The sequence below is a fragment of the Paraburkholderia sp. FW306-2-2C-D06C genome, assembly GCF_058781505.1.
Map to the genome: position 1 here is coordinate 30,631 of NZ_JBYSWU010000051.1, position 17,236 is coordinate 47,866.

A 17,236-nucleotide genomic window follows, 5' to 3' on the forward strand; every position below is an offset into this window, starting at 1 on the left:
CGTTACATCCCGACCGTCACGCGCGTCAGCCCGTTACGTTTCAGATGGCGGAAGCGCGCCAGCGCCCACAACGGGAAGAACTTGCGATAGCCGTGGTAACGCAGATAGAACACGCGCGGGAAACCGGTCGCGGTAAAGCGTGTTTCGTCCCACAGACCATGCTCGCGCTGCTCGCGTTGCAAATAATCGATACCGCGAGCGACCGCCTCGTGATTCACCTCGCCGGCCGCCATCAAACCCATCAGCGCCCACGCGGTTTGCGAGGCCGTGCTCGGCGCGCGCTCGTAGCCTCGGTAGTCGAGCTTGTAGCTCTCGCCGCCCTCGCCCCAGCCGCCATCCTGGTTCTGGATCGACAGCAGCCACTGCACGGCGCGTCTGATGCGCGGGTCGTCGTGCGGCATGCCCGCGGCGTTCAGCGAACACAGCGCGGTCCACGTGCCGTAGATGTAGTTCAGCCCCCAGCGCCCGTACCAGCTGCCGTCCGATTCCTGTTCCTTGAGCATGTAATCGAACGCGCGCTGCGCCGGTTCGCTGCCGGCTGGCAGTTCGCCAAGTTGCGCGAGCATCGACAGACAGCGGCCCGACACGTCCGCGGTCGGCGGATCGAGCAACGCGCCGTGATCGGAGAACGGGATGTTGTTCAGGTAGTACTGGGTGTTTTCCGGCTCGAACGCGCCCCAGCCGCCATCGCTGCTCTGCATACCGACCACCCATTCGCGCGCGCGTGCAATGGCTTCGCGATCGACATCCGATTGCGTCAGCGCCGCGGAGCGATGCATCGCCATCGCCACCACTGCCGTATCGTCGACGTCCGGGTAGTACGCGTTGTTGTACTGGAACGCCCAGCCGCCGGGCCGCACATTCGGACGGCGCGAAATCCAGTCGCCACGCACGTCGAGAATCTGCAGCGGACGCAGCCACGCCAGCCCACGTTCAGCAGCTTGCTCGGCATGCGCTTCGCGGGTTTCGAGCAATGCATGCGCGACGAGCGAGGTATCCCATACCGGCGACAAACACGGCTGGCAATAGGCTTCGTCGTCCTTGACGACGAGCAGCTTTTCGATCGACTGGCGGGCAATCGCGCGATTCGGATGATCGGCCGGATAGCCGAGCACGTCGTACATCATCACCGAGTTGGCCATCGCCGGGAAAATCGCGCCAAGGCCGTCTTCGCCGTTCAGCCGTTCGTCGACGAAGGCCACCGCCGCGCGCACCGCGCGTTCGCGCGTCGCCTTCGGGAACAGGCCGTCCACGGCGCGCAGCATCACGTCCACGCCGCTGAAGAAACGGAACCAGCCGAGATGCTGATGCGGCGCGCGGGCCCGCGTGCCGGTGTTGACCGGCGCGCCGCGGAACAACTCGTCGATACGCACGCGGCGCGGATTGCGCGCGACCGGCCGCTTCGCGTTCAGCACCAGCAGCGGCACGATCACGGTACGCGCCCAGTACGACACCTTCGACAGATGGAACGGGAACCACTCGGGCAGCAGCATGATTTCGGCGGGCATCATCGGCACCGCGCGCCACGACACCACACCGAACAGCGCGAGCAGAATCCGCGTGAACACGTTCGCCTGTTCCGCGCCGCCGTGCGCCAGAATCGCTTCGCGCGCGCGGACCATGTGTTCGGCGTCTGCCGGGTCGCCGATCATCTTCAGCGCGAAGTAGGCCTTCACGCTGGCGCTGATGTCGAGCGCGCCGTCGGTGAAGAGCGGCCAGCCGCCGTTATCCAGCTGGATGCGGCGCAGGTAGCGCGCGATCTTCTGCTCCAGTTCCACATTCGGCGTTTCGCCGAGATAGTGGACCAGCAGCACGTATTCGGCGGGAATCGTCGCGTCGGCTTCGAGTTCGTAGGCCCAGTGGCCGTCCGGTTTCTGCACAGCGAGGATCGCATCGGTCGCGCGCGTGATCGAGGCGTCGAGCGACGTTGCGGGCGCGTGCGGCGCAACTTCAGGCGCGCTCTCCGACGCATCGGCGAATTCGGGCAGGACGGCGCCCAGCTGCTGGGCTTGAGATAAATCGTTCATCGGCGTTCCATCGGTTGATTCAGCAGCATGTCCGCAGCCTTCTGGCCGGAGCGGACCGCGCCTTCGATCGTCGCGGGCAGGCCAGTAGCCGTCCAGTCGCCCGCGAGCATCAAATTGTTCCAGCGAGTACGCGTACCGGGCCGCTGCGTTTCCTGATCCGGCAACGCGGCAAACGTCGCGCGCTTTTCCATCACGACTTGCCAGGCCGGCATCGGCTCGGCCGGCAAACTGGCGGCTTGGGCCACTTCGGTCCAGACGGTTTGCGCCAGCGCTTCATGCGGCGTGTCGAGCACCCGGTCCGCGGCGTTGATCGTCACCGAGAGCCGGCCATCGGCCGCGAACAGCCAATCGGCTGTCGCGTTCAGCAACCCTGTGACCGGCGGCAAACCGAACGGCGGCTCGACCGCGAAATGCACGCTAGCGACCGCCGCGAAGCGATTGGGTGCCCGCAAACCAGGCACGACCGTTTGGGCGATCTCCGGCGGCACCGCGAGGATCACGGCCTGGTTCGCTTCGATCGCGATGCTTTCGTCAACGAAATTCAGCGCCGACACACGGCCCGGGCCCGGGCCGGGGCCGGGGCCGGTGTTGGCAAACTGAATGTCTTTCAGGCGCGAACCGAGCCGGATCGCCGCGCCGCCATGTTGCAACAGGCGCAGCGCCGGATCGACAAAGGCGCTGCCCAGACCGTTGCGCGCCACCAGCGGCCGGCACGCGAGGCCACCGGCCATCAGAGTCTCCCGGACCATCGCGCCCGTCAGCTCCGCCGACGCTTCGCGCGGCTCGACATTCAGAAGCGCGACAAACAGCGGCCGCAGCAAGCGGTCCCACAGCGGGCCATTGCAACGCATGGTCTGCGCCACCGTGCGGGCGGGTTTGGCGAACAGCAGCGGCACGAGCGCCAGATAGTCGCCCGGCCCGGTGTTCGGCACACGTACGTTCGGATCGAAGACCCACCACGGCAGCGTTCCCGGCGAGATGCGCACCGTCCAGCGCGCCCGCGTCGCCAGATCCACGAACGGATAATCGGGCTGAGCCGGACCGATCAGTTCGTCGGCGGCGCCGATCGCGCGCAAGTAGTTGAACGTCGCGAAATTGCCTGACAACACCATGTGATTGCCGCTGTCGATGGTCGCGCCCAGCGTGCTGTCGTAGTACGAACGGCAACGGCCGCCCGCCTGGGCCGCCGCTTCATGCAGCACGACTTGTGCGCCGCGCCGCTGCAATTGCACCGCAGCGGCCAGGCCGGCGAGGCCGGCGCCGATCACATGGACGAGCTTTTGCATCAGCTCAGAAGAGCGCGTAACGCGCGACGATCCACAGCATGCGCATGCGCGGCTTGCTGACCTTCGTACGCGGAATATCGAAGCCGCGCTCGAGCGTGCGCTCGAGCAGCACGCGATAGACACCCGACATGATGCGCGGCGCGCGCACGTGGCTGCGCGGCTCGCGATCCATGATCGCGTCGGAGGCGGCGAAGTGTTCTTTGGCGCGCTCGGCGAGCGTCGCGCACACGCGCAGCAGCGACGGATCGTCGGCGATCTGCGCCGGGCTCGTCACGGCGATGCCCTCGCGCGCCAGCAATTCGAGCGGCAGGTAACAGCGGTTGATGCCGGCGTCTTCGTCGATATCGCGCAGGATGTTGGTCAGTTGCAGCGCGCGGCCCAAGTGGTGCGACAGCAAACGGCCCGGCTCGTCCTGCATCCCGAATATCCTCACCGATAGACGGCCCGCCGCGCTCGCGACACGGTCGCAGTAGAGGTCGAGCGTGGCTTCGTCGGGCGCGCAGATGTCGGCGGCGGCGTCCATCGCCATGCCGTCGATCATCGCGTGAAAATCTTCGCGTTGCAGATGAAACGTATGAATGTGCCGCGTCAACGCGCGCAATGAAGCGCGCGGCGCGCCGGCGTAGCACGCGTCGATGTCGGCCCGCCAGCGCTCGAGCGCAGCGGCGCGTTCGGCGCGCGGCATGTCGCTGTCGGCGATATCGTCGACAGCGCGGCAGAAAGCGTAGACCTGATACATCGCGTCGCGCTGCGCGGCCGGCAGAATGCGCATTGCGAGATAGAACGAGCTGCCGGACGTTGCGGCAGCGGCGTCGATTTCTGTATCGTCCACGACAAGATTGGAAACAGCCAAGACGATCTCCGCAGGAGGCGCCCGCTGAAAGGCGTTCAAGAAGTCATGCCTACCCGCAGGGTAAGCGGCCCGCGCGCGCGGACACGCGCGAAACACCCGGCAGGGATGCCGGAAACGGCGAAAAGTATAACAACCTTTGTGAGAAGCCGCAGTTTTGGGGACGAGTAAGGGGCCTGAAGCGAGCCGGATGCGCCGGCGGCGAGGCATCCAACGCCGGTGCGCGGCGCAGGCAGGAATCGCCGGCGCCCGATTCGGATTCAGATAAACGCGACCGACCGGTTGCGCCCCTGCCGCTTCGCGCTGTAAAGCGCCGCATCGGCTTCGTTGATCAGCACGTCGTACGCCGGCACGCCCACGCGCGCCGCCGCGCCGCCCACGCTCGCCGTCACCGGCACGCTCGTGCCCTGCACTTCGACCGGCGTGTCGCTGATCGTCCGGCGAATCTTTTCCGCCACCCGCATCGCGTCTTCGAGCGGCGTACAGGGCAGCAGCAAGGCGAACTCCTCGCCGCCAAACCGCCCGAAGGTGTCCTGCGCCCGCACCACCTCGGCGACCCGCTGCGCCATCACGCGCAGCACCGTATCGCCGACGCCGTGGCCGAACTGGTCGTTGATTTTCTTGAAGTGATCGAGATCGAACAGCAGCACGGACATGTCGCCGCCGTAACGCTGCCAGCGCGTGTATTCGTCGCGCAGGCGCGCTTCGAAGTACCGGCGATTGGCGATACCCGTCAGACCGTCGCGGTCCGCGTATTCCTGCAGCTTGGCGACCGCCTCCTCGCGCTCGCGTTGCACGATGCTGACGTGCGTGACGTCCGAGATGGTGACGCACACGGCCACCACTTCGCGATCGCGCGTCAGCGGCATGAAGGTGCAGTCCTGCTGCATGAAATCGACGCCGCCGGTAATCGGCCGGTCGTGATCGAACTTGAACAGATACGGGCGCTGTTCCCACGAACTGAACGCGAAACTGCCGAGCTGGAACACGCTTTCGATCTTGCGCGACAGCCACACGCGCGGCAGCTCGGGAAAATGTGTGAAGAGCGATTTGCCGACCACCTGTTCCGGCGACAAACCGCTGTGATCCTGCATGAACCGATTCCACATCAACACGTTCATCTCGCGATCGAGCACGAAAATGCCGAAGCCGACACGTTCGACTACCAGATCGCTCAACGAATCAGCGGGCACGTTCATAAGCTGGACAGGAGAGCGTCGAGCGCCTCGTTCATGTGGCGGATCGACTCTTCGGCCATCAGCATCACGAGATGCGCGCGGAAGCTCTGGTCTTCGAGCGCGAAATTCACTTCGACCAGCAACGCGACTTCCCATTGCAGCACGCCGGGCTGGAACACCTCGTCGAGCGTCATCGCTTCGCCGAGCAGGCCGGGCGCCGAGAAAACCGGTGTGCGGCCGAGCTGGTCGAGAATGCACGAGACGCACGCGCCCGTCAGCACGTTGGCGACGTCGAACATGAGTTCGTTCTGGCTCACCGTCTCGTAGGTGGAGCGCGCGTACGGGTCGCTCACGAGCGAACACAGCTGCTCGATGCTGTCGCTGCGGCAGATCACCAGCGCCTCGCCCTTGATATCGGAGCGAAAGCCCTGGCGCACCGCGCTGACCGTGTCCTGGATCCCGGTCATCTCGCGCAGCGCCTGCGCGGCCTCGCTCACCGCCACCACCTTCACACGCGGCACCGACAATTCGATGAACGCGTCGAGCAGCCGCGCGAGGCGCGTCGCGGCCTGGCCCATCGCCAGATTGGCGACTTCCTGCAGCGCGTCGCGCCGGTCTTCGTTGAGGACTGGCTCAGACATACAACCCGTACTCCTGGAGGATGGGCAGTACCGCCTCGGGCGTGACGGGCTTGGCGATGAACGCAGCGGCGCCGAGCGCGCGCACGCGCGCCTGGGCCATCGGCTGAATATCGGCGGAGACGACGATGACGAAGGTGTTCAGATCCTCATGCTGCAAGGCTTCCAGCACCTGATAGCCGGTCATGTCCGGCATCGTCAGGTCGAGGAACATCACCGACGCTCTGCCTTCGCGATACAGAGCGAGCGCCTCGCGCCCGTTCGTTGCGTAGGACACGTCGACATCCCAGTCCGGCGGCAATGCCTTGGTGAGCACCTTTCGGGCAAGCAGCGAATCATCGGCGATCACAATGGGCAAAGGCATGGGCGGGTCGGGGAAAGCGGGATTAGTTCTGGCGCGTTAACGGCAGATAGCGGTAGTTTCTTTAGCGCGCGGTCTGTCGAACGGCGGCAAGAAAGGCGAATTGCGGCGGGAATTCAGATCGCGAACGGCCGGGGAGCGCGCGCGGCGAGGCGCTTATGGTGAAACCGCCGGGCACGTATGATGGCGTGCGCGCACGGTGGACGACGGCGATGACCGGCATGTTCGAAGCCTACCCCGTAAATGAATCTGAGCGGCTTCATGGATCGGACTGGTCCCGTTGCCGCGCGCGTGTTCCGCAAGCACCGTCCGTCACGCGTTGTGCACGTTGTCTGGCGGCCCTCGCGGCGGTTGCGGCCGAACATGGCGGACGCATTATTTATCGTGGCATCGATTTTCGAAGCAAAAGGGCGGAAAGGCAACTCGCCAATTTAGCCTACGCTAATCAGATTTCCCCATTAAATGCTATTTTTGAAAATATTTTATTACGTCTCGATGACTTTCTTTTGCCTTTATACTTTTGTGTACGTTTGCGCTTGCCGATTCGTCGCTGATTCAAAAGGCAGACAAATCTGTACCGCCATTTGCCGCAGCAACGACTCGCGCCGCCGCGAGTCTATGCTTCTCATATCTCGTATGATGATGCCGGCTTCCGGTTTTTTTCGTCTTGAACGACCGTAGCGTAAATCGAAAATGACACCCGACCGGTTCGACCCGCCTCAAGCGAGCCGCCATTCCGCTGGCCGGCAGGACGAGGCGCTGTTCCCGGCCGTGCCGGAACAGAATTTCCACGTGCGGCGCATGACGCTGATCGCGCTGCTGATCGCTGCGATCGTCCTGCCGTGCGTGTATGTGGCGGCGATGGCGTTCAACGATCTGCGCGCGCGCGAGGCCGGCGCCACCGACATGACGCTGCGCACGGTGCGGGTCGCCGAAGAACACGCGCTGAAAGTGTTCGACATGAACGAGACGCTCGACTCCCGCATCGTCGATCTCACACAAGGACTCGACGACGACGGCATTCGCGCCGGCGAATCCGCCATTCACGACAAACTTCGCACTATGGGCGGCGGTTATCCGCAGGTGGCCGCCGTGTCGATCTTCGGCCGCGACGGCGACTTGCTCGCCAGCAGCCGTTTCTATCCGGCACCGTCGATGTCGATTGCCAAGCGCGAAGACTTCACCGGGGTTCGCGACGGCAAGGATATCGAGCACGTGTCGAAGGTGATGGTGGGACACGTCGCCGGCGAACAGGTGTTCAACATGGGCGTCGCGCGGCGCGCCGCCGACGGCTCGTTCGCCGGGGTCGTGTCGGTCGCGTTGCGGCCGAGCTATTTCAGCGCGTTCTACCGCGAACTGCTGGGCGGCAGCGGCGACACGCCGATGACCATGAGCCTGATCCGCACCGACGGCGCAATCCTCGCGCACTATCCGCGCAGCCCGCACGAGCCAGTGGCGATATCGCCGCAGTCGCCGCTCGCCCAGGCGCTGGCTCAGGTGCGGCGGGCCGGCGTGGTGCGAATGAGTTCGGACATCGACGGCGACGATCTGATCCTCGCCTACCGGCGCGTCGGCGCGTATCCGGTGTACGTGTCGAGCGGCTACCGCGCTTCGGCGATCTGGGCCGGCTGGTACCGGCATCTCAGCGTTCTGATCCTGTCGATGTTCACGCCGTCAATCGTGCTGTGGTGCGTGATCTGGCTGTCGCTGCGGCGTCTCGGCGCCGAAGAGGAGGCGTGGGAGCGCTGGCAGGCCGAGGCGTCGATGCGCCGCTCGATCGAATCCGCGTATCGTCAGTCGCGCAAGATGGAGGCGCTCGGCAATCTGGTCGGCAGCGTCGCGCACGACTTCAACAATCTGCTGATGATCGTGTCGGCCAACGTGCAGATCGCGCGACGGCGCGGCGCACCGGGGCTCGACCGCGAGATGTCGGCAATCGAGCGGGCGCTCAAGAGCGGCCAGTCGCTCACGCGGCAATTGCTCGGCGTCGCGCGCAAGCAGCCGTTGCGGAATGAGACGCTCGCCCTCGAGCGCTGGCTGCCGGCATGCCGCGAGTTGCTACGCGCGTCGCTCGGCGCGAAGATTTCGCTGGTGATGGATATCGGCGTCGAAATCTGGCCCATGCGCGTCGACGTCGCCGAATTCGAACTGGCGCTGATCAACCTCGCCGTGAATGCGCGCGACGCGATGCCCAACGGCGGCCGTTTCACCGTGCGGGCCACCAACATCGCATTCCGCCACGAGGACGGCTTTCCGCTCGTCGGCGATTTCGTGCAGTTGTCGCTTGAAGACACCGGCGGCGGCATGCCGCCCGAAGTGCTGGCGCGCGCCTTCGAACCGCTTTTCACGACCAAGCCGAAAGGCATGGGCACGGGTCTCGGGCTGCCGCAGGTATTCGCCTTCTGCGAGCGCTCGGGCGGCCTTGCGGCGATCGACAGCGCGATCGGCGCGGGCACGTCGGTGCGCCTGTACCTGCCGCGCGCCGCCGCGGCGCCCGAGGCTGAACGGCCGGCTGAACCGGGCGTCGAGGAAGCCGGCACGCCGCACGGCCTGCGCATTCTGCTGGTCGAGGACAACGACGAAGTCGCCGCCGGCACCGAAGCCTTGTTGCAGATGATGGGGCACCAGGTCACCTGGGTCTTCAATGCCGACACCGCGCTGCGCCTGTTCGACGACGCCCACGCCAGGCAGGCCCGCACCGGCGAGCCGCTGCCGTTCGATCTGGTGCTGTCCGACATTCACATGCCCGGCACGATGAACGGCATCGATCTGGCTGAAGCGGTGCAGGCGTTCGATACCAGGCTGCCGGTCATTCTGGTGACCGGCTACGCCGAAGAACTCGACCGCGCGCGGCATGTGGACGTGCGCGTGCTATCCAAACCCTTCGATATCGCGTTGCTCGACAAGCTCCTGCAAACGATCCAGCGCGATCTGACGCAGTCGGGCACGCATTCCGCGGCTCACCCCGCAGATTAAAAACGCCCCGGGGATCGCCGCGATTTACCGGCAATTGTAAAAACGCGGCGCCCGCAACCAGCGGCGCGCCGCGCTTTTTGCCTTCCGAACGGCGCACACAGGCGCTGGCCCATTCGGGCACGAACGTTGCAGCACGGTTAAGGAAGGAGAGCGACGCGTTTCCGCGCTGTCTACTCCGCCCAACGTCGGGAGGCAGCCATGCGACACGCTGTGATTGGTTTATTCGACACCTATTCCCAAGCGGAGATCGCCCGCGATACGCTCGTGCAAACCGGTTTTGCACACGAAACTATCGAGTTGCAGGCGAACCCGGAACCCTCCGTCGGCTCGGCAACCGACGAAGTCGCCAGCCCGGGCGTGCTGGCCAACATCGAACGTTTTCTTGCCAGCCTGTTTGCCAGCGGCCCACGCGCGTCCGAAACGGCCCGCTATGCCGAGGCCGTGCGCCGTGGCGCCGTGCTGGTGTGTGTCAACGCCGCGAGCGAATCGCATGCGGAACTCGCTCGCAATACCTTGAGGAGACTGGGCGCTACCGACGTCGGCGAGCGCTCGCCCGACTGGGACGCGCCGCTGAGCCGCGACCATTCCATCCTCGATGAACTGGGCATCGGCGCAGTGACGCCCGGCACGCCTCGCACCTCGAGCGCGACCAGCCGGCCCGCGACGAAGGCTGGTCCGCAATATTCACCGCCGCCGCCGGCTGAGCGGCCGGCCACCGATCCGCTGAACGAGCCCGTATCCGATCCGCTGGTCGGCGATGCGGGACGCAGCGCGATTGCCGCCGGCAGCATGCCGGGTTCGGGCGCCGTCATGCAACCGTCAGAAGTCGTCCCCCAAACGGGCCAGCCGCACGCGGGTATCGGCGAGCAGATTCCGAACGAGTATCTGGAATACGAAGAAGATTTCCGCAGCCACTACGACGAGCAATACGCGGCCGACAGTTCGCGTTACGAAGACTACGTGCCGGCCTATCGATACGGCGCGGAGATCGGCCGTGACGCGCGTTATCGCGACAGGCCGTGGGACGACGTCGAGCCGGAAGCCCGGCGTCACTGGGAAAGCACCTCGCCGGAAAGCACGTGGGAACGTTTCAAGCTCGCCGTGCGTCACGGCTGGGAACGCGTGACGGGACATCACCACGTATAAGCAGAGGACATGACAGCGCCGGCGTGCCGCGAGGTGACGGCAACGCCGGCGCGTTTCATTCACCCGATGATATTCACCCGATCGCTTGCGCGGGCATACCGTCAGGCAGCGGTATGCAGCTTGACCCATGCGACGTAGCGATCGACGAACGTCTGCAAGAACTTGCGCGTGCCGTCGTTCAGAATCTCGCCTTTCTCGTTGATGACCGCCGCGTCGTGCTTGATGAACACTTCGGGCTGGCCGAGCGTGGCGACGTCGAGATAGGCCAGCACGTTACGCAGATGCTGTTGCGCGAGCGCCGTGCCGGTCGCGCCGGGCGACGTGCCGAGCACTGCGCCGGGCTTGTTGGCAAACGAATTCGTCCCCCACGGACGCGAGCCCCAGTCGATCGCGTTCTTCAGCACGCCAGGCATGGAGCGGTTGTATTCGGGGGTGACGAACAGCAGGCCATCGGCTGCTTCGATGCGCTGCTTCAACTGTTTCGCGACTTCCGGAAAGTCGGCGTCGTATTCCTGGCTGTAGAGCGGCAAAGAGCCGATGTCGATAAATTCGAAGCTGAAGTCGGCGGGCGCGAGCGAAACCACAGCGTGGGCCAACTGACGGTTGAAAGACTCGCGGCGCAGGCTGCCGACGACGACTGCAATGTGATGGGCCATGTTTCGTTCCTCGGGTTGAGGCGCTTGACGCGCGAAAGGGTACGAAGTGTCAATCATAGGCAAAAGCCCGCCGGATCGAGAGCCGTGATGGCAAAAACACCGGCGATCGGAAAGACGGCAGCAAACCATGCGGATTGCAACCGGTGGATAACCCGGTAGCGCCCAAAGTTATCCACAGATTCACTGAATAACCTTGTGGATAAGTAGTACTTTTGCCTTGTCAATCAAGCATGCTTTCGGCGTAGGACGATTTGAGGCAAATGGGCGCTCCTGCTTTATACGGACGATCGAGCAATGAGTCTGAATTACGCAGGCAAATCCCATGACGAGGCCGTAGCCGCGCGAAAAAAGGCCCGGCAGCGGGTCGCAGGAGCAACCCGGCGGCGAAATGGCCGTGGACGGCACAGAAACCGACGCGCGGCATAGCTGCGGCGAGTTGTCCGAACGTGGCAAGGAAGTGTGGCGCCGAGGTCATGGCATCCGATGGTGGCGGGAAGATCGACCGCCGGTGATTGCGTCTGGCGGCGTCTGGCGGCATCGAGCCGGGAGAGGCTGCGCGGCAAGTGCATTTGCCATAAACGCAAAAAGGGCGCCGTTATCGGCGCCCTTTTTTCACTTCGCGAGTCGGTTTCGTTGGCGAGCCCAGTGCCGGATCTCTTTCCGGCCGTGCCCCCCGCCGATCAGTTACCGAAGAACACGTTGCAGTACGATGCCGGACCGCTGCATTGGGCCGGCGAAGCGGCTTGGGCCACGCCCGAAGCGGCGGCAAACAGGGCGACGGAAGCGATCAGGGCGGAAAGAATGCGTTTCATGGTGCGACTCCTCTTCAGCGTTTGGTTTGCGATCAGGTGCGATCGATGAAGTGAAGAATAGCGATTCAGCGTTTACCTAAAAACACCGAAGTGGAGAAGACATTTTTTCAAATGTTGAAATAATTGAAGCGCCACGTGAGCATGGATACGAGGCGGCCGAGGCTTCAGGTGGGGCTGCGTCGACGTCTGTTCGGGGTTGAGCGGTTGACCCGATGCCTTGCTTTCAATTTGCGCAATAATGTTTTTCGCTGTCATAAACGCCTTGCCGCTCCGACTAAGGTCATCGGGTCATCGCTTTCTGGCGGGCACATGTTCAATACCAATTCGCTTGTGCAGGAACGTGCGCGAGAATGGCGCACGAGTCCAAAAATAGCGCAAGGAACCTCACCCGCTCATGAACCACAACGATTCAATAGAAGACGTGCGGCAGCCGTCGGCGCGACGACGGAGCGCGTCATGGCGCAGATAAGCGGGCCGGCGCTCGACGATCCCGCCTATCTGACGCAGTTGCGGCGCGACCTGTTGCGCTTCGCCCGTCTGCAACTGCGCGATGCCGCAGCCGCCGAAGACGCCGTGCAGGAAGCACTGGCCGCCGCATGGACGCAAGCTGACCGGTTCGCGGCCCAGTCGGAACACAAGACGTGGGTGTTCGGCATCCTGCGGCACAAGCTCGTCGATACCTTGCGCGCGCGGCAGCGCACGGTGAACCTCTCGGCGCTCGAATCCGAACTCGACGGCGAGGCGCTGCTCGATCGGGAGCTGTTCAAGGACAACGGCCACTGGTCGCGCGAGAGCAAGCCGCAACCGTGGCCGACGCCCGAAACCGCGCTGCGTCAGCAGCAGTTCTGGACGTTGTTCGAAATGTGCCTCGAACATCTGCCCGAACACATCGGGCGCGTGTTCATGATGCGCGAATTCCTCGATCTCGATACCGAGGCCATCTGTGCCGAATTGCAGATGACCGCCAATCATTGCAGCGTGCTGATCTACCGGGCGCGGCTGCGCTTGCGCACCTGCCTGAGCGAAAAGGGCCTATCCAGAGAGGATGCGAATGGGGAAGTGTAAGAACATCACGCGTCTGCTGTCCGACGCGCTCGACCGTCGGTTGACGACCGGCGAATGGGTCGCGATCCGGCTGCATCTGCCGACCTGCAGCGGCTGCCGCAACTATCGCAAACAGATCCGCCTGCTGCGCGTGGCCGCGCACGCGGCGAGCGGGATCGAAGTGCCGGGCGCGGCCGGTGCCGATGAGTGATGCGATTGATTCGGTCAATGCGCGGCCAGCATCTGCGCGTTGGCGGCGCATCGGCCGGGCGCCTCGCTTAGCGTTCGCCCGGCGGCGTGTTGCGGTAGCGCTCAAAGAAACTCGCGTGCGACGCTTCGTCGATAGCGACGGGATGCGGTTCGGTGCGCGCAGGATGTTTGGCGAGTTGCGCCCGCGTGCGGATCGGCCGATGCTGGAAATTGCCGCCGCAGTTCGGGCATACGTTGCGTAGCGTGCTGAGCGCGCACACTTCGCAGAACGTGCATTCGTACGTGCAGATCATCGCGTCGGGCGCGTTCGGCGGCAGTGATTTGCCACATCCTTCGCAGGATGGTCTCAGTTCAAGCATGGTTCTGGCTCCGTATCGAGAGGGGAAAGCGGGCGCTAATACCGCGCTTGCCGCACTTGCCGCACTTGCCGCACTTGCCGCACTTGCCGCACTTGCCGCACTTGCCGCACTTGCCGCACTTGCCGGATGACGCAGTGTAAGCGGCGAGCGCGATGCAGAATCGACAACTGCGCGTCAATTCCTGCCACCGCGCCCGCTCGCCGCCAATCAGACGCACGATGTCCGCTTTGGTCTATTGACGCAGCCGCGGCAACGCGGATGCCGCCGATTGCTGCGACCACTACCAACCTGACGCAGCGAAGCCGGCAGACGGCGGGAGCGGCCATGAAGCCGCGATGTGGAACATCTCCGGCGTGATTTGCTTATGCGAATTTATCGGTTCGTCCAGGTTTGCGGACGGCTTATCGTCGGTGGCAATCGGTCCGTTTTGCGTCCGTCTTTTTAACGACCACTTTTATGTCCCGTCATCCGTTACTTACGCGCCGCGCGTTTATCGCCGGCGTGGGCGCTTCGCTGGCCGCCGCGGCCCTGCCCCTCGCCTCCACCACAGCCTTCGCGGCCGATGCGCATGCGAAGGAATTTCGCATCGGCTACCAGAAAGCAGCCAACACGCTGGTGCTGCTCAAGGCGCACGGCACGCTCGAAAAGCGGCTCGCGCCGCTCGGTATCACAGTCAAATGGAGCGAGTTTCCAGCCGGGCCGCAGTTGCTCGAAGGCTTGAATGTCGGCGCCATCGACTTCGGTTATGTCGGCGAAGCGCCGCCGGTCTTCGCGCAAGCGGCCGGCGCCAACTTCGTCTACACCGCGTACGAGATTCCGACTCCGCATGCTGAAGGCATCCTCGTGCATCAGGACGCACGGATCAAAACGCTCGCCGATCTGAAGGGCAAGAAAATCGCCTTCAACAAGGGTTCGGACGTTCACTGGTTCCTGGTCGCTGCGCTGGAAAAGGCCGGCGTGAAGTACAGCGAAATCCAGCCCGTCCATCTGCCTCCCGCCGACGCGCGCGCGGCCTTCGAACGCGGCGCGATCGACGCATGGGCCATCTGGGACCCGTTCCTCGAAGCGGCGAAACGGCAATCGAACGCGCGCTTGCTCACCGACGCCGAAGGCATCGTGAACCACCACCAGTTCTTCCTGAGCGCACGGCCGTTCGCGCAGCAAAACGGCGACGTGCTCGCAATCGTAATAGATGAAGTCGGAAAAGAAGGCACGTGGGTGCGCGGCCATTACAGCGAGGCAGCCGCGCAGCTTGCGCCGATACAGGGCCTCGATGCGGATGTGATCGAGGCCGGATTGCGCCACTACGCGCATATCTACAAACCTGTCGACGCGAAGGTGCTCGCCGAACAGCAGCGTATCGCCGACACGTTCAACGAGCTGCGCATCATCCCGACGAAGATCGTAACGAAGGACGCTGTGCTGGCTGCGAAGGCCTAGATCATTGCGTTTGGACAGTCAGGCAAACAGCGCTTTGACATTTTCTGGCGGGCGGCCAATCACGGCCCGCCCGTTTCGCACGACGATGGGTCGTTGCAAAAGGATCGGATGCTTTGCCACTGCTTCGTATAACTGAGCGTCGCTCAGCGTGAGATCGGAGAGCTGAAGTTCTTTGTATTCGGCTTCTGTGTCCCGGATAATCTCGCGGACCGTACAACCTAGCTGTGCGTTGAGTTGCTTGAGTTGGGCAATCGTGAGCGGCTGTTTCAGATATTCGACGATTTCCGTTGGTTCGTTTGTGCTGTTGCAAGTGCTTGCGATCAGGTCGCAAGCGGCACGCGATTTTGAACAGCGGGGGTTGTGATAGATGGTGATCATGGTCGTTTTGGCTGGTCGCGGTTACTGGGTATTTTTTCGTGGTGAATTTTAGCGGCTGTGAGCGGCGGGTTGGTCGTTGGTGGGGCCCAGATTGTCGATGGGCTTGTGCGCGATTGATCGCGGGTGGGAGATGGTCTTCGGGTCGAGCGGGTGTAGCGCTTTCCGTGGGGCCGGTCTTTACGCCCGTGACAGGTCCGGATCGCCCCGGTCACCTTAACGCTATATTTTCTGTTCGATTTATTTTTCTTCCTCCAGTGCGAATGACTGCGTTTTGATGACGACTTGATGAGTCGCGTCCGGAACGGTGGTGTACGGGTCGGCAGCAGTTGGATCTTCGGTGCACGGCGCACAGTACGTGATGTTGCCGGAAAGCGGTTGGCGACATGGCGCGGGGAAACCCGGTCAGCAGTGAACTATGAAAGGGCAGATTGCACTTTGCATTTACCCTCTGATTGAGAATGCCGCTCCGGGATTGAGGTCGGGACAATGCGCGTGTCAGACCTATCGGCGACGCTTCGGATTGCCTGCCACGGTGCCAATGGGACACGGATTGTCTTGCTCAACGCGAGCAAGGGACAGGGACACAAACGGATACCCGCTTCTCGCGTCCGATGACAGGGTAAAGGCGAGGCACAGTGCATAAGAGGTAGTGTAGAAACGGCTGCTTGCACTGCTGGGAAGTGCATCGGCTTTATGCGCAAAAAGTGCGGACTTTTCACGCGAGCCTCGCAATTGACGCGTGCCCCATCTTAAGTGCCGCCGGTATTTCTCAGGCCGTTGAATCAGGCCTGCTCGGCAAGGGCGAACAGCGATTCTGCTGCTGTCATCGCCACATCGCCACCGAGACGATACGTCAGGCTGCCGCGCACAATACAGTGCCGTCAAAGGTGATTTCGGAAGGCGCATTTATGCGCATAAAGATCTGCCAGTCGTCCGATCGAATCGCTAACCCAAAACGTCACAGGTATTCCAGCTACGGGCAGCATCAAACTGACGCAAAAACGGCCGCCTCTGGAGTATTCCGGAAGAGCGCGCGCGGCTCATCCCATCCACATCGCCTCACGGCGTTCACACGACGACTTCGACGCCTCCATCCTTTATGCGCATAAACCTATCCCAGATGGCTAATCCTTCGTGTGTTTACACAAAAACGATTGAAATACGAATTCATCCAGGTAAAATCCATCTGCGTCTAAAAAGAGGAGGTGAAGATTGGCTGCAGAAATCATCGCGGTAACTCAGCAAAAGGGCGGGGTCGGGAAGAGCACAATCGCGATGCACCTCGGCGCTGCATTCCATGAGAAAGGCAAACGCGTCCTCGTCGTCGACGCGGATGGTCAAAACACACTGATCCATTGGGCCAGTGCCTCATCCGACGGCGAATCCGGCATCCCGTTTCCGGTCGTCAATCTCTCCGAAGCCGGCAGCCAAATCCATCGCGAGATCAAGAAGTTCGTCAGTGACTACGACATCATCGTGGTCGACTGTCCGCCCTCCATTACCGAGAAAGTATCCGGCGTTGTATTGCTCGCAGCGAGCGTCGCGGTTATTCCGACCTCGTCGTCGCCTGCGGACTATTGGTCGAGTGTCGGTCTGGTCAAACTCGTCCAGCAAGCCCAGGTGATGAACGAGGACCTGCGCGCAGTCTTCCTGCTCAATAAGACCGAAGAGAAGCGAATGCTGACGCGTGAACTGAAGCGCGCGTTAGAAGAGCTGGGATTCCCGCTACTCAAAACCCAAATCCCGACCCGCGAAGCGTACAAGCAGGCGATGGCGTTAGGGCAGACCGTGCTTCAGATGAACGATCGCGGCGCCAAGCTCGCCGGCATCGAAATACGGGCGTGTGCCAACGAAATCGCCGCCTTGCTTCCGTGA

The 17,236-nt window shown here is 63.1% G+C and carries 17 protein-coding genes and 1 pseudogene; 8 read left to right on the plus strand and 10 right to left on the minus strand.

From position 1 onward, the window contains the following. Positions 1 to 2: 2 nt before the first annotated feature. The 6 genes from shc to AC3WLT_RS29290 form a co-directional block, all read right to left on the minus strand. A complete protein-coding gene (shc, locus tag AC3WLT_RS29265; RefSeq protein ID WP_492595138.1) occupies positions 3 to 2,027 on the minus strand; it encodes a squalene--hopene cyclase in 2,025 nt (674 codons plus the stop codon). Then, positions 2,024 to 3,313, minus strand: coding sequence for a hydroxysqualene dehydroxylase HpnE (hpnE, locus tag AC3WLT_RS29270; RefSeq protein ID WP_492595139.1), 1,290 nt, complete (start codon positions 3,311 to 3,313; stop codon positions 2,024 to 2,026). The genes shc and hpnE overlap by 4 nt, the downstream gene beginning before the upstream one ends. Positions 3,314 to 3,317: 4 nt before the next feature. Beyond that, positions 3,318 to 4,166: a presqualene diphosphate synthase HpnD gene (gene hpnD / locus AC3WLT_RS29275; RefSeq protein ID WP_492595140.1), complete on the minus strand. Its 849-nt coding sequence runs from the start codon at positions 4,164 to 4,166 to the stop codon at positions 3,318 to 3,320. Positions 4,167 to 4,423: 257 nt separating this feature from the next. Then, entirely contained in the window at positions 4,424 to 5,362 is a 939-nt protein-coding gene (locus AC3WLT_RS29280) for a sensor domain-containing diguanylate cyclase (RefSeq protein WP_492595141.1), read from the minus strand. After that, on the minus strand, positions 5,359 to 5,982 hold the full coding sequence (locus AC3WLT_RS29285; protein WP_492595142.1) for a chemotaxis protein CheC: 624 nt from the start codon (positions 5,980 to 5,982) through the stop codon (positions 5,359 to 5,361). Before AC3WLT_RS29285 ends, AC3WLT_RS29280 begins: the two co-directional genes overlap by 4 nt. After that, positions 5,975 to 6,343, minus strand: coding sequence for a response regulator (locus AC3WLT_RS29290; RefSeq protein WP_492595143.1), 369 nt, complete (start codon positions 6,341 to 6,343; stop codon positions 5,975 to 5,977). The genes AC3WLT_RS29285 and AC3WLT_RS29290 overlap by 8 nt, the downstream gene beginning before the upstream one ends. Positions 6,344 to 6,498: 155 nt before the next feature. Here AC3WLT_RS29290 and AC3WLT_RS29295 point away from each other — a divergent pair, with 155 nt between their 5' ends. The 3 genes from AC3WLT_RS29295 to AC3WLT_RS29305 all read left to right on the plus strand — a co-directional run bounded on the left by AC3WLT_RS29295 (position 6,499) and on the right by AC3WLT_RS29305 (position 10,462). Continuing rightward, positions 6,499 to 6,894, plus strand: a complete 396-nt coding sequence (locus AC3WLT_RS29295) for a hypothetical protein (protein ID WP_492595144.1) — start codon at positions 6,499 to 6,501, stop codon at positions 6,892 to 6,894. 139 nt (positions 6,895 to 7,033) lie between these two features. Then, positions 7,034 to 9,316 (plus strand): hybrid sensor histidine kinase/response regulator, encoded by a 2,283-nt coding sequence (locus AC3WLT_RS29300; RefSeq protein WP_492595145.1) that lies wholly within the window; start codon positions 7,034 to 7,036, stop codon positions 9,314 to 9,316. A 198-nt stretch (positions 9,317 to 9,514) separates the two neighbouring features. Then, positions 9,515 to 10,462, plus strand: coding sequence for a hypothetical protein (locus AC3WLT_RS29305; RefSeq protein ID WP_492595146.1), 948 nt, complete (start codon positions 9,515 to 9,517; stop codon positions 10,460 to 10,462). 101 nt (positions 10,463 to 10,563) lie between these two features. Here AC3WLT_RS29305 and AC3WLT_RS29310 read toward each other — a convergent pair whose 3' ends face one another. Further along, positions 10,564 to 11,118, minus strand: coding sequence for an NADPH-dependent FMN reductase (locus AC3WLT_RS29310; RefSeq protein WP_492595147.1), 555 nt, complete (start codon positions 11,116 to 11,118; stop codon positions 10,564 to 10,566). Positions 11,119 to 11,412: 294 nt separating this feature from the next. Between AC3WLT_RS29310 and AC3WLT_RS29315 the strand changes: the two are divergent. After that, positions 11,413 to 11,630 (plus strand): annotated as a pseudogene (locus AC3WLT_RS29315) (hypothetical protein). 168 nt (positions 11,631 to 11,798) lie between these two features. Here AC3WLT_RS29315 and AC3WLT_RS29320 read toward each other — a convergent pair. Next, complete coding sequence (locus AC3WLT_RS29320; RefSeq protein WP_492579872.1) at positions 11,799 to 11,930, minus strand: hypothetical protein; 132 nt, start codon at positions 11,928 to 11,930, stop codon at positions 11,799 to 11,801. 456 nt (positions 11,931 to 12,386) lie between these two features. On the opposite strand from AC3WLT_RS29320, the gene AC3WLT_RS29325 reads away from it, so the two are divergent. Further along, on the plus strand, positions 12,387 to 12,995 hold the full coding sequence (locus tag AC3WLT_RS29325; RefSeq protein ID WP_492595148.1) for an RNA polymerase factor sigma-70: 609 nt from the start codon (positions 12,387 to 12,389) through the stop codon (positions 12,993 to 12,995). Next, positions 12,982 to 13,185: a zf-HC2 domain-containing protein gene (locus AC3WLT_RS29330; protein ID WP_492595149.1), complete on the plus strand. Its 204-nt coding sequence runs from the start codon at positions 12,982 to 12,984 to the stop codon at positions 13,183 to 13,185. Before AC3WLT_RS29325 ends, AC3WLT_RS29330 begins: the two co-directional genes overlap by 14 nt. A gap of 67 nt (positions 13,186 to 13,252) precedes the next feature. Here the strand turns inward: AC3WLT_RS29330 and AC3WLT_RS29335 are convergent, their stop codons facing one another. Beyond that, positions 13,253 to 13,543, minus strand: a complete 291-nt coding sequence (locus AC3WLT_RS29335; protein ID WP_492595150.1) for a DUF1272 domain-containing protein — start codon at positions 13,541 to 13,543, stop codon at positions 13,253 to 13,255. Between the two features lie 456 nt (positions 13,544 to 13,999). Between AC3WLT_RS29335 and AC3WLT_RS29340 the strand changes: the two genes are divergently transcribed. After that, positions 14,000 to 14,983: a sulfonate ABC transporter substrate-binding protein gene (locus tag AC3WLT_RS29340; RefSeq protein WP_492595151.1), complete on the plus strand. Its 984-nt coding sequence runs from the start codon at positions 14,000 to 14,002 to the stop codon at positions 14,981 to 14,983. A gap of 18 nt (positions 14,984 to 15,001) precedes the next feature. Here AC3WLT_RS29340 and arsC read toward each other — a convergent pair whose 3' ends face one another. After that, positions 15,002 to 15,361, minus strand: coding sequence for an arsenate reductase (glutaredoxin) (gene arsC, locus AC3WLT_RS29345; RefSeq protein WP_492595152.1), 360 nt, complete (start codon positions 15,359 to 15,361; stop codon positions 15,002 to 15,004). Between the two features lie 1,212 nt (positions 15,362 to 16,573). Between arsC and parA the strand changes: the two genes are divergently transcribed. Beyond that, the gene (gene parA, locus AC3WLT_RS29350; protein WP_115101383.1) at positions 16,574 to 17,236 is read left to right on the plus strand and encodes a ParA family partition ATPase; all 663 of its coding nucleotides are present in this window, start codon (positions 16,574 to 16,576) and stop codon (positions 17,234 to 17,236) included.

Excerpts from the sequence above, each read along its gene's own strand:
- hpnE (WP_492595139.1), bottom strand. The coding sequence starts at position 3,313 with ATGCAAAAGCTCGTCCATGTGATCGGCGCCGGCCTCGCCGGCCTGGCC.
- AC3WLT_RS29280 (WP_492595141.1), bottom strand. The coding sequence starts at position 5,362 with ATGAACGTGCCCGCTGATTCGTTGAGCGATCTGGTAGTCGAACGTGTC.
- AC3WLT_RS29325 (WP_492595148.1), top strand. The coding sequence starts at position 12,387 with ATGGCGCAGATAAGCGGGCCGGCGCTCGACGATCCCGCCTATCTGACG.
- AC3WLT_RS29295 (WP_492595144.1), top strand. The coding sequence starts at position 6,499 with ATGGTGAAACCGCCGGGCACGTATGATGGCGTGCGCGCACGGTGGACG.
- AC3WLT_RS29335 (WP_492595150.1), bottom strand. The coding sequence starts at position 13,543 with ATGCTTGAACTGAGACCATCCTGCGAAGGATGTGGCAAATCACTGCCG.
- AC3WLT_RS29290 (WP_492595143.1), bottom strand. The coding sequence starts at position 6,343 with ATGCCTTTGCCCATTGTGATCGCCGATGATTCGCTGCTTGCCCGAAAG.
- arsC (WP_492595152.1), bottom strand. The coding sequence starts at position 15,361 with ATGATCACCATCTATCACAACCCCCGCTGTTCAAAATCGCGTGCCGCT.
- AC3WLT_RS29320 (WP_492579872.1), bottom strand. The coding sequence starts at position 11,930 with ATGAAACGCATTCTTTCCGCCCTGATCGCTTCCGTCGCCCTGTTTGCC.
- AC3WLT_RS29340 (WP_492595151.1), top strand. The coding sequence starts at position 14,000 with ATGTCCCGTCATCCGTTACTTACGCGCCGCGCGTTTATCGCCGGCGTG.
- AC3WLT_RS29310 (WP_492595147.1), bottom strand. The coding sequence starts at position 11,118 with ATGGCCCATCACATTGCAGTCGTCGTCGGCAGCCTGCGCCGCGAGTCT.
- AC3WLT_RS29330 (WP_492595149.1), top strand. The coding sequence starts at position 12,982 with ATGGGGAAGTGTAAGAACATCACGCGTCTGCTGTCCGACGCGCTCGAC.
- AC3WLT_RS29285 (WP_492595142.1), bottom strand. The coding sequence starts at position 5,982 with ATGTCTGAGCCAGTCCTCAACGAAGACCGGCGCGACGCGCTGCAGGAA.
- shc (WP_492595138.1), bottom strand. The coding sequence starts at position 2,027 with ATGAACGATTTATCTCAAGCCCAGCAGCTGGGCGCCGTCCTGCCCGAA.
- AC3WLT_RS29300 (WP_492595145.1), top strand. The coding sequence starts at position 7,034 with ATGACACCCGACCGGTTCGACCCGCCTCAAGCGAGCCGCCATTCCGCT.
- AC3WLT_RS29305 (WP_492595146.1), top strand. The coding sequence starts at position 9,515 with ATGCGACACGCTGTGATTGGTTTATTCGACACCTATTCCCAAGCGGAG.